General features: G+C 43.8%; 12 protein-coding genes. 11 read left to right on the top strand and 1 reads right to left on the bottom strand.

Annotated features, from left to right (window positions below; genetic code table 11):
• Window positions 1–20 precede the first annotated feature (20 nt).
• The 11 genes from A3756_RS19720 to A3756_RS19670 all read left to right on the top strand — a co-directional run bounded on the left by A3756_RS19720 (window position 21) and on the right by A3756_RS19670 (window position 13859).
• Window positions 21–1640, top strand: a complete 1620-nt coding sequence (locus tag A3756_RS19720; protein ID WP_197475909.1) for a GMC family oxidoreductase — start codon at window positions 21–23, stop codon at window positions 1638–1640.
• 130 nt (window positions 1641–1770) lie between these two features.
• Window positions 1771–3231 (top strand): coniferyl aldehyde dehydrogenase, encoded by a 1461-nt coding sequence (locus A3756_RS19715; protein ID WP_068507112.1) that lies wholly within the window; start codon window positions 1771–1773, stop codon window positions 3229–3231.
• 24 nt (window positions 3232–3255) lie between these two features.
• Window positions 3256–4830 carry an AMP-binding protein gene (locus A3756_RS19710; protein ID WP_068507116.1) on the top strand — a complete coding sequence of 525 codons (1575 nt, stop codon included), beginning with the start codon at window positions 3256–3258 and terminating at the stop codon, window positions 4828–4830.
• A gap of 242 nt (window positions 4831–5072) precedes the next feature.
• Window positions 5073–6290, top strand: a complete 1218-nt coding sequence (locus A3756_RS19705) for an alkane 1-monooxygenase (protein ID WP_231872153.1) — start codon at window positions 5073–5075, stop codon at window positions 6288–6290.
• 56 nt (window positions 6291–6346) lie between these two features.
• A complete protein-coding gene (locus A3756_RS19700) occupies window positions 6347–6700 on the top strand; it encodes a hypothetical protein (RefSeq protein WP_068507124.1) in 354 nt (117 codons plus the stop codon).
• A gap of 38 nt (window positions 6701–6738) precedes the next feature.
• On the top strand, window positions 6739–6906 hold the full coding sequence (locus A3756_RS19695; protein ID WP_068507129.1) for a rubredoxin: 168 nt from the start codon (window positions 6739–6741) through the stop codon (window positions 6904–6906).
• 13 nt (window positions 6907–6919) lie between these two features.
• Entirely contained in the window at window positions 6920–7096 is a 177-nt protein-coding gene (locus A3756_RS19690) for a rubredoxin (RefSeq protein WP_068507132.1), read from the top strand.
• Between the two features lie 9 nt (window positions 7097–7105).
• The gene (locus A3756_RS19685; protein WP_068507134.1) at window positions 7106–8263 is read left to right on the top strand and encodes an NAD(P)/FAD-dependent oxidoreductase; all 1158 of its coding nucleotides are present in this window, start codon (window positions 7106–7108) and stop codon (window positions 8261–8263) included.
• A 612-nt stretch (window positions 8264–8875) separates the two neighbouring features.
• Complete coding sequence (locus A3756_RS19680) at window positions 8876–9478, top strand: TetR/AcrR family transcriptional regulator (RefSeq protein WP_068507139.1); 603 nt, start codon at window positions 8876–8878, stop codon at window positions 9476–9478.
• On the top strand, window positions 9475–10587 hold the full coding sequence (locus A3756_RS19675) for an efflux RND transporter periplasmic adaptor subunit (protein WP_068507142.1): 1113 nt from the start codon (window positions 9475–9477) through the stop codon (window positions 10585–10587). Before A3756_RS19680 ends, A3756_RS19675 begins: the two co-directional genes overlap by 4 nt.
• Window positions 10587–13859 (top strand): efflux RND transporter permease subunit, encoded by a 3273-nt coding sequence (locus tag A3756_RS19670; RefSeq protein WP_068554400.1) that lies wholly within the window; start codon window positions 10587–10589, stop codon window positions 13857–13859. Before A3756_RS19675 ends, A3756_RS19670 begins: the two co-directional genes overlap by 1 nt.
• A 354-nt stretch (window positions 13860–14213) precedes the next feature.
• Here A3756_RS19670 and A3756_RS19665 read toward each other — a convergent pair whose 3' ends face one another.
• Window positions 14214–14897 carry a histidine phosphatase family protein gene (locus A3756_RS19665; protein WP_068507539.1) on the bottom strand — a complete coding sequence of 228 codons (684 nt, stop codon included), beginning with the start codon at window positions 14895–14897 and terminating at the stop codon, window positions 14214–14216.
• Window positions 14898–15237: the final 340 nt, after the last annotated feature.

The following is a 15237-nucleotide window of genomic DNA, read 5'->3' as shown; positions in this document are numbered from 1 at the left end:
ACTCTAGATTGGGTGACAAGATGTCAGAACTAATATACGACTACATCATTGTTGGCGCCGGTTCGGCGGGCAGTGTGCTTGCGAATCGCTTAAGCGAGAATGAAAAGAACTCGGTGCTGGTACTTGAAGCCGGACCTGAAGACAAAAGTCCAATGATTAAAATACCCGGAGCTTTTGCTTACTTTATGTATAGTAAAAAATATAACTGGGGCTATGAGTCTGAAGCCGTTGCCGACATTCGTAAGGGGCAACCAATGTTCTGCCCCAGAGGAAAAACCTTAGGCGGAAGTAGCGCCATCAACGCAATGGTCTATGTTCGAGGCGACAAATCTGATTATGATCACTGGGAAGCCCAAGGAAATAAGGGCTGGAAATTCGATTCAATGTTGCCCTATTTTAAAAAAGCCGAAACAAATGAGCGAGGATGCAATGACTACCACGGCAGCCAAGGTCCTCTTTATGTCTCAAACACACAAAATACTTACCCCTTGAATGAGTGCTTCCTAAAAGGTTCTGAGCAAGCGGGATACCCTTTAAATGACGATTTCAATGGGCCTCAATTTGAAGGTGTGGGCTATTATCAGTTTACAATCAAGAATGGCGAAAGGTGCGGTGTCTCACGGGCCTATTTAAAGCCTGCTCGTACTCGAAAAAATCTGCACATACAATGTGAAGCCTTAGTTAATCGAATTATTCTCGAAGATAAAGAGGCCAAAGGTGTGGTCTATTCGCAACGAGAAAAAGAGTATACCGCTCATGCTAAAAAAGAAGTTATTTTGTGTGGTGGTGCGTTTAACACACCACAAACTCTCATGCTGTCCGGGATCGGTGATAAGAAGGAGCTCGAGAAAGTAGGTATAGCTGTCGTTCATGATCTTCCAGGAGTAGGAAAAAACCTTCAAGAACATGTTGATGCTTGTGTATTGGTAAAAAGCAAGAAAAAAGACGGATTTTCTATTACGCCATCCGGGTTATTAAAAGCCTTGCCAGATGCTTTTAATTACTTTACTGCTAAAAAAGGTAATCTTGCTAATTCGATAACCCAATCTGGCGGCTTCTTGAAATCTGGTCCTTCTGTTGAGGTTCCTGATATTCAGCTGCACTTCGTACCACTTCTTTTTGATGATTGCGGCAGAGATCTTGGTTTACTTTCGCAACATGGTTACTCCCTACATGTGTGCGTACTCAGACCGGAAAGTCGTGGTCAACTAAGCTTAAAGTCTTTAGACCCTCGCGATCGAATCAAAATCGATTTTAACTTCCTCTCTCAAGAAAAAGATCAAAAAGTTTTGGTTGACGGCATTCGGGTCGCGCGAAAAATCCTAGCATCTGAAGCTTTTGATGATCATCGTGGCGACGAAGTTCACCCAGGAGCTGATATCACCTCCGATGCAGACATTCTGCAAGCGTGCAAAGATCGTTTAGGTCTGGTTTATCACCCCGTGGGTACCTGCAAAATGGGTAATGACGATATGTCTGTCGTTGACGACCAGTTGCGTGTTCATGGCATCTCAAAGCTACGAGTAGTCGACGCATCGATCATGCCCACTTTAATAAGCGGCAATACCAATGCACCTGTAATAGCGATTGCTGAAAAGGCATCCGACCTAATATTGTCACCATCAACCATGCTCAACTAAATGATGAGTACAAATCACTTTTGTGAGCAATAAGTCTATTACGTAATAAAATACACAACTTTTGAACATTAAACATTCAAATAGTACACAACATAAGCACGTTTAAATCGATAAAAATAGAGGCAAACAAATGAACTGCGCGGCGAAAATTTCTACTCACGATACATCTATTGAAGAACGATTAACTATGCTTAAGTCAGCGGCTCGAGCTAATCCTTACCCTTCCTTCAATGAGAGGAAAAAAAATCTTCTAAATCTTCGTAGCCAAATTCAGCGTTACCAAGATGCCATTACCGCTGCAGCAGCCAAAGACTTTGGCTGGCGCGCACCAGCTGAATCTAAACTTATTGATGTGCTCGGGCCCGTTTTAGAAATCAATCATGCAGTTCACAAACTCAAAAAGTGGATGAAGCCTAGTCGTAGATCCACGGAGTTACTCTTCACAAGTAATAAAGCCAAAGTACATTACCACCCCAAAGGTGTTGTCGGAATCATCTGCCCATGGAACTTTCCCTTATACCTAGCGTTAGGGCCTCTTATTGCAGCTTTGGCAGCGGGCAACAGAGCGATGATCAAAATGCCGGAGAATTGCCCTAACTCAGCCGCATTACTGCAAGAAATGCTTAGCGAAATTTTTCCTGAAGACTTGGTGGATGTGTTGCCTGGTGACCACCCGGATGCGATGAAAATTTCAGAGCAGCCTTTCGATCATTTGGTGTTTACAGGCTCGCCTAAAACCGGGCGTATTATCATGAGTAACGCGGCTAAAAATCTGGTACCTGTCACTTTAGAACTCGGTGGAAAATCGCCGGCAGTTGTGTGTGAAGGCGCCAACCTGAATGATGCCGCTAAGCGAATTGCGCATGGTAAGGCCATGAATAGCGGTCAAGTCTGTTTAGCACCTGACTATGCGTTAGTACCTAGAAATAATATTGATGAGTTTGTTGAGGCCGTAAAGAAACAGTTTATAAAAATGCATCCCTCGACTTCCGGTAGTGAACATTACACCTCATTGGTAGACGACCGCGCAGACGAACGTTTCAGGCGCCTAATTGACGACGCGAAAGCGCATCGGGCAGACATAACCGTTTGCGGTTCTATTGGCAAGGGGCGGCAGTACCCGCTTCATATTGTAAAGAACCCTGATCTCAATATGAATTTGATGCAAGAAGAAATATTCGGTCCAATTTTGCCTGTGATTCCCTACGATAATATCAACGAAGTAATTGACTTTATAAACGACCGGGAACGCCCTCTAGCACTCTATTTATTCGGCCATGATAAATCCATACGAGACACAATTATGAAAAACACGCTGTCTGGTGGAGTAAGCATTAATGATTGGGGCTGGCATGCATTCAATCACGACATGCCTTTTGGTGGCGTGGGTAATTCAGGTATGGGCAGTTACCATGGCGAAGAAGGGTTTCGTGAGCTATCCCATGCCCGATCGACTTTTCAACGACATCGATTCTTTCCGATTGGTTTATTCTATCCTCCCTACGGAACCATTATTCAGAAATTATCGATGAAACTATTTCTAGGTAAGGCAGATAAAGAGCTGCTAGGCCCACCTAATCTAGATTCATAATAATAAACACCTTTGGGGTTACCGATGACACAGATAAACACAACACTCTCACGCAACAACCTAGCCGACTTTTTAGAGGGCTTTCTTCAAAAATACGCAGAAAAACCAGCTTATTCATGTCTCGGGCAAACATTATCCTTTGCTGAAATCGATGCTAAATCTAAGGCTTTGGCCTGTTTCTTACAGCAGCAAGAGAACCTAAATCAGGGTGACCGGATAGTGATACAGCTGCCAAATCTAAGCCAGTACCCAATTGCTGCTTACGCCGCGTTGCGTGCTGGTTTAGTCGTGGTAAACACAAACCCTCTTTACACGCCTAGAGAAATGCAGCATCAATTCTCAGATTCAGGTGCCAAGGCGATAATTATTCTAGAAGACCTGTTGCCCAACTTAGAAAAAATCAAGGGTGATACGGCGCTGGAGCTAGTGATTTCAACAGGTGCTGCGGATTTACTAAGCGACTCCCCGACGCCTGCTCCAGAGGGTTGCCACTCTTTTAGCCAAATCCTCAATGATTTTGATCAGGCTAAATTGCAAGCCCGTAAAGATATTGGCCCAGATGATTTATGTATGCTCCAGTACACTGGAGGCACAACTGGCGTTTCTAAAGGTGCTTGTTTAAGCCACCGAAATGTCATAAGTAATGCTAAACAATGTTTGGATAGACTTGCTACAGGGTGTAGAGAAGGGCAAGAGATATTTGTGTGCCCATTACCCCTCTACCATATCTATGCCTTTACAGTGAATATGATTATGTTTGCGAGCAAAGGCAATCTCAATGTACTCATTCCTAACCCTAGGGATCTTAACGCCTTTATTAATGCCATCAAACCTTTCGAATTTACCGGCATATCAGGGATCAACACTCTCTTCGTCGGTCTTTGTATGCAGGAAGAATTTAAAGCGCTAGATTTTTCAGCACTGCGATTGACCGTCTCGGGTGGAACTGCCTTAACCTCTAATGCCAGTGAAATATGGAAAGATGTAACAGGCTGCAGTATTTCTGAAGGCTATGGGTTATCAGAAACATCTCCGGTCCTCTGCCTTAATGAACCTGGCAATGAAGAAATAGGCACAGTTGGGACACCTCTTTCTGATACAGAAATTCAGCTTTGGAATGATGACGATCAACCCGTATCTGAAGGTCGCGGACAGATCGTCGCTAAAGGCCCTCAAGTGATGAGTGGTTATTGGAATATGCCAAATGAAACCGCAAAGGCATTAACTGAAGATGGCTTTTTCAAAACGGGTGATATGGGCGAATGGACTGATGACGGTAAGCTAAAAATTGTTGACCGTCTAAAAGATATGATTATTGTTTCAGGATTTAACGTCTATCCAAATGAAGTTGAAGAAGTATTAACCAGTTTTCCGCAAATTCTAGAAGCAGCCGTAATTGGTGAAGCTGATGACATTTCAGGTGAAAAAGTATGTGCTTATGTTGTACTAAAAAATGAAGCAACAGAAAAAGAAATTATTGAACACTGCCGCAAAGTGCTGACCGCTTATAAGGTTCCCAAGAAAGTGGTCGTACTAGAAGAATTGCCTAAATCAACTGTTGGGAAAATACTGCGAAGGGAGCTGAGACCTGCTTCCTAAATGACTTTAAACAAAGTCATCAAACAAAACGAGCCCCGTGATTTTGCCATAGATTTCGGTTAGCTATGTTTTGATATTTATTCAGGTTTTTAGGGTGCCCAAATGGCACCCTTTTTTTGTTTGAAATATGCTTTCGTTCCACTAAAACGACACGAATTGACTGTGACATGACACCTAGGGCCATAACCCTGGCCTGCGTCTCCCGATAAGATTGTTTTACTAACAATAACGGAGAAAATCTCATGTCTAAAGAAGCGGCAGCAATGCTTTCGGTCCCGCGCTCTCAAAGCGAGGGTGAAATCACCACCTGGATGTCATTAAAAAAATACGCTTACATCATTTCGCTGATTTTACCTTTAGCGCCTATCGGATCATGTTATCTAGCGGTTACAACAGGAAATGGCCTATGGTTATGGACAACAATCGTATTCTGGTATTTCGGAATAGCGGCACTAGATAGCTATTTTGGTGATGATGAAGCGAATCCAACCGAAAAAATGGTCGAAGAGCTTAAATCAGAGCCTTACTACAAAAAAGTGATGTACCTGACCGTTCCTTTGCTTTGGGCAGCGGTGATTGCATGTGCCTATACGGTATCTCAATACGAATGGTCCTGGTTTAACTTTATTGGTGGAGCCTTAACAGCAGGTTTAGCCGCTGGAATTGGCGTTAACCTTGGCCACGAGATGGGCCATAAGGTCAATGACCGAACGCAGGTGTTTTTTGCAAAGATGGCTCTAGCTTTACCGGGATATGGGCACTTTTTTATCGAGCACAACAAAGGCCATCACAAAGATGTGTCGACGCCTGAAGATCCTGCATCATCAAGAATGGGCGAGTCTATCTATCAATTCGTAAAACGAGAAGTGCCTGGGGCATTTCGCCGAGCATGGGAGCTGGAAAGCGCAAGGTTGAAGCGACAGGGTAAGTCAGAGTGGTCGTTACAGAATGAGATTATCCAGCCCGCTCTTGCAACTGTTGCATTGTACAGCATGCTGCTAGCTTACTTTGGGCCTGTGATGATTCCATTTCTGTCGATTGTGGCTGCATTCGGCTACTGGCAGCTGACGTGTGCAAATTACATTGAACATTATGGTTTGCTCAGGCAGAAGAACGAAAAGACTGGGCGATTCGAGCGCTGTCAGCCACACCATTCCTGGAATTCGAATCAGAAAATTTCCAATCTGATTCTCCTGCACTTACAACGTCACTCTGACCACCACGCGCATCCGACTCGCGCTTACCAAGTTCTCCGTGATTATCATGGTGTACCTTCTCTTCCTGCCGGATACCCATGGATGTTCGTATTAGCGATGATTCCACCGGTTTGGTTTTCGGTAATGGATCCGAAGGTTGTGAAATGGGCTGGTGGAGATATGGACAAGGTAAATATCGAGCCCACTAAGCGCGACGAGATCTTCTCTCGTCACCATCACCCTGAAGTAGAGAAGGCTGCCTAGGCAGGCTAAGTCTAACGGGATTAGAACACAATTACTGAACGGGTTTAGGTGCGTCCATGCTTGTACTTTCTTTATTGGCTCTGATCGGAGTCGCAGGGTTTGGCTCATTCCTGCTTAAAAACAGAATACAAAAACGAGCCATAAGAAAGTGGATGATCACTGTTCATGGATTAGCCGCCTCAGGTGCTTCGGTTCTGCTGATACTGGGTCTGTATGATGCGCATTCAGCAGATACTACCAACTCATGGAACTGGGTAGGACTTGTGCTCACTCTAGGTGTGGTCATTGGTTCGTATCAACTGTTCAGAAAAGTACTCAAAGGTAGGTCGAAACCTTTGATCTTGCAGTGCCTGCATGGTGTGTTTGCAGCGAGCGCGATATGCGTTTTGGCCTACTCGATGATTATTTAATACAACGACATATCAAAACTTAATAAAGGAGCAAAGACATGGCTCAATATGAATGCCCAGATTGTGGCTACATTTATGACGAAAGCAAAGGCGCTGAGCACGAAGGCTATCCTGCAGGAACGCTATGGAAAGATATTCCGGATGACTTTCCTTGCCCTGACTGCTTTGTGAGAGAAAAGCCAGATTTCGAAGAGCTGAAAGATTAATTGAGGAGCGATCATGAGCACAGAGAATTATAGAAAGTATTGTTGTATCACTTGCGACATGATTTATGACGAAGCATTAGGGATGCCCGAAGAGGGTATCGCGCCGGGTACACGCTTCGAAGATATTCCGGACGACTGGACCTGCCCGGAATGTTCGGCTTCAAAATCTGATTTCTATCTTGTCGAATAGGTGGCAGCCATGAAGCATATTATCATTATTGGTTCTGGGCATTCCGCGATTACGCTCGTCCGTGAACTTCGAGCGCACGGTAAAGCACTTAAGATAAGCTTACTTACGCAAGATTCAGGTGATTTGTACTACAAGCCAAATTTATCGAAAGCGATTTCAATGAATAAGGCGCCGCTTGATCTGATTATGAAAAAAAGGGAAGTTCTTGAACAAGAGCATGACGTTAAAATCATCCATCAGGTTCAGGTTGAAGCGATTGAAACAGACCAACGTTGTGTTCGTTACCGAGACTCTAATAGCGCAGTCAATGAACTAATATTCGATGAGTTGGTTTTAGCAACAGGCGCATCCCCGATGAATCTCGAACTAACAGATTCTCCACGATGCGTTTCAGTAAATAATCTAGCTGAATACGAAATGTTTAGAGCAGAACTCCAAAAACTTGATAAAAGCACGAGTCGAATCGCCATTATTGGTGCCGGTTTTGTCGGTATCGAGTTTGCCAGTGATCTGTGTAATAACGGCTTTCAGGTTGATGTTATAGATACTGCGAGCTGGCCGCTTAGCAGAAGTGTACCTGAGCAACTCGGTGAGCACATAATGAATGCGTTCCCAAAAGAACAAGTACAGTGGCACATGGAGCAGAAGGTAGGTGATGTTCAAGATGACGGTGATCAGCTTTTACTTGAGCTAGATACGGGTACCGTCATCCGCGCAGATCTTATCTTGTCAGCAGTTGGATTATTGCCTCGTGTTGACCTGGCTAAACAGGCTAATATCGAAATAAATCGAGGAATTATGACTGACGAATTCCTTAGAACAAGTCATCCCAATATTTACGCGATCGGTGATTGTGCTGAGACACTTGGTGCTGTTCGTTCGTTTATTGCTCCAGCAACCGCATCAGCAAAATGTTTGGCAAAAACCTTATGTGGGGAACCTGCTGCTTTAGTTCTGCCACCACAGGCTGTAGCGGTAAAGCTAGCCTATTCTCCCTTAGTGATATGTCCCAGCTACGAATCTAAAGGGGAATGGCGCGTGGAAGGCGAAGGTAACAGTTACGCTGCTCGTTATACGACTCAGTCCAATATTAGTGGCTTTGCATTGCTGGGTGAATGTATTGCTCAGAAGGGCAGTTTTATTAAGGAGATAGAACTTACTGGATAGGTATAATCTTTTAGCTCGAAGGGTGTCTAGCCCGCAATTTCGATGCGAATGCTGTATGAGAGTGTATGGATTGTCTAGATTTCTTGGATCTACCACCTATTTAGCCAATGGAAATGTTAAACCAATTGGTTGGATAGAGTTTTACGCGATGATAGTAATTTTTGTACGAAAGTGGTTTTGTAAACAAGTAACTTAGTGGCTACATTACTACAAGCAGTCCGCAGGATATTCTGTATTTGAGTCTATATTTATGTCCGCTTCTCTCACGTTACGGAATGGTGAAAAGCGGTCAGAAGATCCGATCCTATTCTCCGATAAATTTTACATTACCTACCAGAGGAATCCGCACATTAACAATGAAAGCTGATTCTAGATAATGAGCTTGTGGGAACGTATTTACCTATTTGTGCTTCAAAGGGAATTGAGGATAACCGCGATACCTAATTAGTTTGTCTAGTAAGTGATATTTGTGTGACTCTGAAGATGTTGATGGGTGTCTCATCTTTAGACTGACGCCAACGTTGCATATTTCTTTTTACTTTAAGTTCTATTATTCTATCTATAGAACGTTCGTTCTATAGATTTTGCTGGGATATAAAAAGAGAGAAATAAGTGGCCAAGTCCAAGTTTTCAACCAATGAAGAAGCCTTGAACGCTATCTTCAATGTATCCATTCCGCTTTTCGCAAAGCAGGGGTTTAGTGGTGTTTCAATACGCCAGGTAGCCACCGCCGTTGGCGTGAGTATCGCAACGATCTACCACCACTTTCCTGACAAGAAAGCGCTGTATCTCAGCAGTATCGAAGCTTCGTTTAAAGACATAGCTCCAAAGTTAGAAGCCGCTTTGCAGCCCGTTGGTAGTGAAGAGGAACAATTGAGGCGATTTATCTTTCAGTTCACGGAACTCATGGCAAACGACGAAAATCTTAGGCTCCTTCTACAACGTGAACTGTTAGAAGCTGATGAAGAAAGAATATCGCTACTCGCGAATAATGTTTTCATGGCGCAATGGGTAAATGTATTAAAACTAGTGGAGCGAATTTCTCCCAATAGCGACCCGCACATGACATCTATTTCTTTGTTCTCCCTTGTTTTTTATCACTTGGAATCTAAACCAATGAGGGTGTTTTTTCCTGGTGGAAAACCCGAGCATGATGACCCTGAATTCATTGCTGAACATGTATGTCATTTACTGAAAAATGGAGTGTTCCAATGAGTCTACGATTAGTAACACGATTATTAGCTGTTCTTGCAGCCGTCAGCATAGCTACGGCTTGCGGCGAGCAAAACGATACACTTCGTACCCAACTAGTGGCCGCCAAGCCAATTGAGGTCGATGCTCATCATGTTAAAGAAGATCTAGTGCCTCGATTTTATTCGGCAACAGGGTACACCAATGTATCTCGCAGTATCGAAATCAGTACTTCGCAATCGGCAACGATTGACGAACTGACAGTAAAAGAGGGTGACATGGTGTCTCAAGGTGATTTGCTAGTAGCCTTGGATGAAACCGAATTGCTTACCTCTATTCGTCGAGCAGAGAGTGCTATCGAATCAGCCAAAATTCGATTAAAGGATATGGCACATGATGTAGATAATGCTCGTCAACTGCGCGAAAAACGCGTGATTACTGTGGAACAACTTCGCAAGGCAAAAGTGCAACACAATCTTGCGGAAACTCAGTTGAATCAAGCGCAGAGTGAGCTGGAAAGGCAGCTTGCTCGGGAGCCTTATCACCGCATCAATAGTCCAATTGATGCACGCGTTATTAAGCGCTGGGTGAATCAAGGGGATTTGGCTGTTATTGGAAAACCTCTTCTTCAACTCGAAGCGATTGGTGGTTTGGAGTTTGAGGCTTCGTTGCCAGCAGAGTGGGGGCAGACTCTAAATATTGGTGACCAATATGACATTAAAATTCACAAGCGCGATGAACCCGTTAAAGCCGTTATATCTCATATCGTGAATAGTGTTGATCGTATTACCCAAACCATTCAGATCAAACTCGCTTTGCCTGAATCCTACAAACTTGAAGCCGGCTTATCAGGGCAGGTGGACTTCATTATCTCTTATGAAAAACAGATTCTTGTTGATTCTTCATCAATCATTAAGCGGGCGGGGGTGTTTGGTGTATACCGAATCAATGAAGGTAAAGCAGTGTTTACGCCGGTCAATTTTGAGCGGAAGTGGCAACGTTATTTGGTGGTTCTCTCAGGCCTCGAGCCATCGGATATCGTTATCACTAACCCGCCATCTTCCTTAAGAGATGGGAGTCCAGTGGTCTTTAAACCTAGCGATGCCTCAGTAAATAGTGCAGAGACCAAGTAATGGATAAGAGCCAAAATTCGGGCGGCAAAGCAGCTTCTAACAGCAGCTTTAATATTGCCCATACGCTAGCCAAAACCTTTGTTGAATCAAAGCTTGTATTGGCCATTATTCCTGCCGTTATCTTGTTCGGTTTAATGGGGCTGTTTGAAATTCCCCGTGAAGAGAATCCTCAGATAGTGATTCCCGCTGCCGAAGTCACCATTCCCATACCAGGTATGTCACCTTTGGAAGTAGAACACTTGCTGCTAACGCCGCTCGAAAATCATCTCAATACGATGCAGGGGGTAAAGCACACTTACGGTGTGGCAGGAGAAGGCTTTGCCAAGATTCAAGTGGAGTTCAAAGTAGGAGAGGATAAAACCGAATCATTCGTGAGGCTCTATGACCAGGTGGAACGATACAAAATTCAGTTACCGCCTTTAGCGGGCGAGCCACATATTCATCTGATGGATGTGGATGATATCCCCTTTATAGTTGTGACCTTGGCTTCTGACAAGTACGACCGCTATCAGCTCACACATATGGCTGAAAGAATGACCGAGCATCTACATAGTATTGAGGGCGTTGGGCTCAGTGAAATTCATGGTGGTCAGGAGAACGAAGTACGCGTTGAGATAGATCCCACGCGTTTACAAGCTTTAGGTTTGGGCTTAAATCAAATTAGAGCGCACATACAAGGCGCTAGTATTGATCACTCGCTTGGCTTTAAGGTGATCGACAAAGACAACCAGCATTTGCGAATTAGTCATAAGCTGGAAGACCTTGAAGAGCTTAAGCGATTGGTGGTGTTTCGTGATGACGATAAAGTCGTTCATCTACAAGATATAGCGCATATTACCACCGAGCCAGATACCAAAAACTTAAGCTTATCTCGCTTTAACTTTGGCCCCTCAGATAGTCGTTATAAACAGTACAAAGGGGAAGAGATGGCGGCTGTTCATATCGGTATCGCTAAACAGGCCGGTGTTAACTCAGTTCCTTTATCTGAGGCTATTCTGGAACGCGTCGCATCGATGCAAGAACAATGGATTCCTAACTCTGTTGAAGTAGTTACCACCAGAAATGATGGCCAGACTGCGGATGATTCTGTTAACTATCTTATTGAGCACCTCTTTATTGCAATCGCTGTCGTGAGTGTCGTGTTGTGGGTGTTTCTGGGGGGGCGCGCGGCGTCTATCGTATTCATTACGATACCTATCGTTTTCGCTCTGGTGATTGGAATCGACCTATTAGCCGGGCCAACTTTGAATCGTATGGCGTTGTATGCCTTGATACTCGCCTTGGGACTGTTGGTTGATGATGCCATTGTTGTCATCGAAAATATTCATCGGCATAACCAGTTACTCCCGAAAAATAGTTCTAAAGAGGCTTATTCAAAAGCCATTGTTAATGCCGCGTCTGAGATTGGTAACCCCACAACATTGGCAACAATTACGGTGGTTGCCGTATTCTTATCTCTGCTGTTTGTGACGGGAATGACGGGTGAATATTTTTATCCTATTGCGTTCAACGTACCTGCAGCGATGATCGCATCTCTATTGGTTGCGTATATTATTACGCCGTGGGCTGCCCGACGTTTCTTAACCGTCACCCACGAAGAACATAAAGAAATTTGGCTACAAACCTACTACAGAAGTTTGTTCAAGCGCCTCAGCCAAAGTAGGAAGTGGCGAAAAGTATTCTATCTGGGTGTGTTGGTCTGTTTGCTCGCTTCGTTACTGCAACCAAGTTGGCAATTTATTCGCTCGCAGGGCGTTGGTGGAGAACTATCGCCTATGGGCGTCAATTTAGTGTTTCTACCTAAAGATGATAAGAACACCTTTTTGGTGACATTTAAATTACCGGATGACACGCCCCTTGAGGAAACAGATCGCTTGGTGAGAGAGGTTGCGGGGGTTGTCCTTTCGCACGATGAAGTGGCGAATACACAAACCTTTGTAGGCGGCCCCTCCGTTATCGATTTCAATGGTCAAATAAAGGGAAGTGCAAATAACGTCGGCTCGCAGTATGCAGAAATGAGGGTTAATCTGAGTCATAAATGGACGCGCGACGATACTTCGATAGAGATTGTGCAGCAATTGCGTTTAGCACTTGCCGATATCATTGGTAATCACCCTGAGGCTACGGTTCAGTTATTAGAAGACCCTCCTGGGCCACCGATAAGAGCGACGGTTCTCGCTGAAATATACGAACAAGATAACGAGAAACGAGAGGCAACGGCCAAAGAATTAGAGACGCTGTTTAAAGATACCTGGGATATGGCTGAAGTGTGGACGAGCAATTCCACGCCTATTCAGGAATATAACTTCAAGATCGATCAACGCAGGGTTTTACTGGCCGGTTTAGATGTGCAGCAAGTTGCTGCTGCATTAAGCTTTTTTGTGCAAGGAGATATCGTGAATCACTTGTATGAGCAAGAAGCGAGAAATCCTATACCGATTAGGCTTGTCGTGCCTCATAACCAGCGCATTGTGCCGGAGATACTGGCTCAGACCTTTGTGAAAAATAAAGAAGGGGCATCCATCCCCTTATCGACGGTGATTGATATTGTTCCGAATGAGAAAGCGACACCTATTTTCCATAAGGATAATGAGCGAGTTTCTTATGTGGGAGGAGAGCTGGTAGATAGTGCACCTGTGTATGCAGTGCTCGATTTGGAAAAGAGAATCGAAGTATTACAAGTCGATAGAGAAACTAAAATTACGACGCGAAATCTGGGCTTTGTGCCTGATTCACCCACTACTTTGGATGACACTGTCATTCATTGGGATGGTGAATTGAGGCTGACACTGGATGTGTTTAGAGATTTGGGAATTGCGCTGGCGATGTCACTGCTTGCTATCTACTTTCTCTTAGTTGCTTACTATCAATCCTTTAGTTTGCCATTGCTTGTCATGGTATCTATTCCATTAGGTTTGATTGGTGTATTTCCGGGCCATTGGTTGCTCGATCAAGACTTTACCGCACCATCAATGATTGGTGTTATTGCTCTTGCGGGCGTTGCTGTTAGGAATTCTTTGCTGATCGTTGATTTTATCAGGGAGAGAATAGCCGAAGGCATGTCGCCAGAAGAGGCTATCTCAGATGCGGGCGCATTAAGAATTATTCCCATAACCTTAACCACCTTGGCCATTGTCTTTGGAACACTGGTAATCATCCCTGATCCCGTGATGGGAGGACTGGCTGTCTCCTTGATTTTTGGATCCATCAGCTCGGCGATTTTAACCGTGCTTGTTGTGCCGCTATTGTATGGGCGAAAAAACAAATACTGAATATAGTATGGCCCGATTTTTTCAATGAGCTGGAATTGAAAAATAATTATGTAGAGAGTTGATTATGAATAATCGACTTAAAAGTGCAGTGGCGCTAGATTTTGTTTGCGCTCAGCAATTGAAGTCTTATTTCTCTTAAAATAGCTAATGCGATAATAGGAAGTTTCTGGATAGTTTTGTGTCTGCTCTTCTCACATTCCCGATGTAACTGATCAGGTCAATATTGGCCTGAATATCCAAACTTTATTGTCGATGCCGAGAGTCCGACTTGCGGACATTTAGGCCTTAGTGAGCTCGTTAGTTTAAGTACAGCCTATATTCTAAGCTGTAAGGCCAAGTTCGAGCCGATACATCTTAGGCGTAGCTTATTAAAGTTTTGCCCTCATCTAGTTCTAGGTGAGGGGTATGGTTAAAACCCGACAGCACCATTCGGTCCCGCTTAATATCGAAACTAGCGTAGCTTGCGTTTTTAATCTGAAAGTTAATATCAATCATCTGCTCTACGCTTAGTCCCATCACTTTTCTTATCGCCATCGAAATTGCGCCACCTGAGCTGACTAACATAACGGTATCATCACGATCCGCTTGCTGTCGAATTGCCTCTAAGCCAGTTTCAATTCTGTACTCAAAGTCGCTCCAAGATTCATCTACCAGACCTACTAGGTCGTTATTCGCCCAGGCAAACATAGCTTTTTTCAATAACTTGAAAAAGGTGGCCGGGTTGGAGTCTCTACTTAAGTTAAACGCCTGGTCGCTATTAAGTGACAAATAAGCTTTTATCAATCCCTTAAAGTCGAATTCATTCCAGCGCGGATCAGTTTCGATAGCTTGATTATATTGCAATGAGCGAGTGATCGCGTCAGCGGTTTCAATATGCCTTTTTAAGCTGCCGCAAATAACTCGACTGGGCTTGATAGAAGTGCTGTCAAAATATTCACCTAGTAAATGGGCTTGTTTGTGGCCGAGATCAGAAAGCTGGTCATAGTCTTGCTTTCCTAAAGAGGCTTGTGCGTGCCGTGTAAGTATCAGTGTTGCCATTTAATCGCTCTAAGCATGGATAAATATTAGTTGGCAAAGTCTATGGAAGTAAGCAGTATTCAGCAAGTTTATTCAATTGATGGCAGTGCATTAGCTTGGATTATAGTTCGTGCGCTGAACAGTGTCTCCTTTAGTATGAGAGCCTGTTAACACCTTAAAAGACTCGTAAGAAAATCCACATATATAAACAAAGAATAAGTTTGATGCAGGTTAGGGGTAACGGTAATAAAAATACTTTTAAAATGTAAGGAAAGGTAATCTGGTACTAGATATAACTTTAGGTGAGCTACTTAAAAAATTGAATTACGAAGTAAAAATAGTTTAATCGATAAAATAACAG

Source organism: Oleiphilus sp. HI0086, assembly GCF_001635225.1.
Note: the sequence above shows the minus strand (reverse complement) of the source record. Positions and strands in the feature narration are given on the sequence as shown.

Coding starts and splice junctions, on each gene's coding strand:
- A3756_RS19720 (WP_197475909.1), top strand. CDS start 21: ATGTCAGAACTAATATACGACTACATCATTGTTGGCGCCGGTTCGGCG.
- A3756_RS19715 (WP_068507112.1), top strand. CDS start 1,771: ATGAACTGCGCGGCGAAAATTTCTACTCACGATACATCTATTGAAGAA.
- A3756_RS19710 (WP_068507116.1), top strand. CDS start 3,256: ATGACACAGATAAACACAACACTCTCACGCAACAACCTAGCCGACTTT.
- A3756_RS19705 (WP_231872153.1), top strand. CDS start 5,073: ATGTCTAAAGAAGCGGCAGCAATGCTTTCGGTCCCGCGCTCTCAAAGC.
- A3756_RS19700 (WP_068507124.1), top strand. CDS start 6,347: ATGCTTGTACTTTCTTTATTGGCTCTGATCGGAGTCGCAGGGTTTGGC.
- A3756_RS19695 (WP_068507129.1), top strand. CDS start 6,739: ATGGCTCAATATGAATGCCCAGATTGTGGCTACATTTATGACGAAAGC.
- A3756_RS19690 (WP_068507132.1), top strand. CDS start 6,920: ATGAGCACAGAGAATTATAGAAAGTATTGTTGTATCACTTGCGACATG.
- A3756_RS19685 (WP_068507134.1), top strand. CDS start 7,106: ATGAAGCATATTATCATTATTGGTTCTGGGCATTCCGCGATTACGCTC.
- A3756_RS19675 (WP_068507142.1), top strand. CDS start 9,475: ATGAGTCTACGATTAGTAACACGATTATTAGCTGTTCTTGCAGCCGTC.
- A3756_RS19670 (WP_068554400.1), top strand. CDS start 10,587: ATGGATAAGAGCCAAAATTCGGGCGGCAAAGCAGCTTCTAACAGCAGC.
- A3756_RS19665 (WP_068507539.1), bottom strand. CDS start 14,897: ATGGCAACACTGATACTTACACGGCACGCACAAGCCTCTTTAGGAAAG.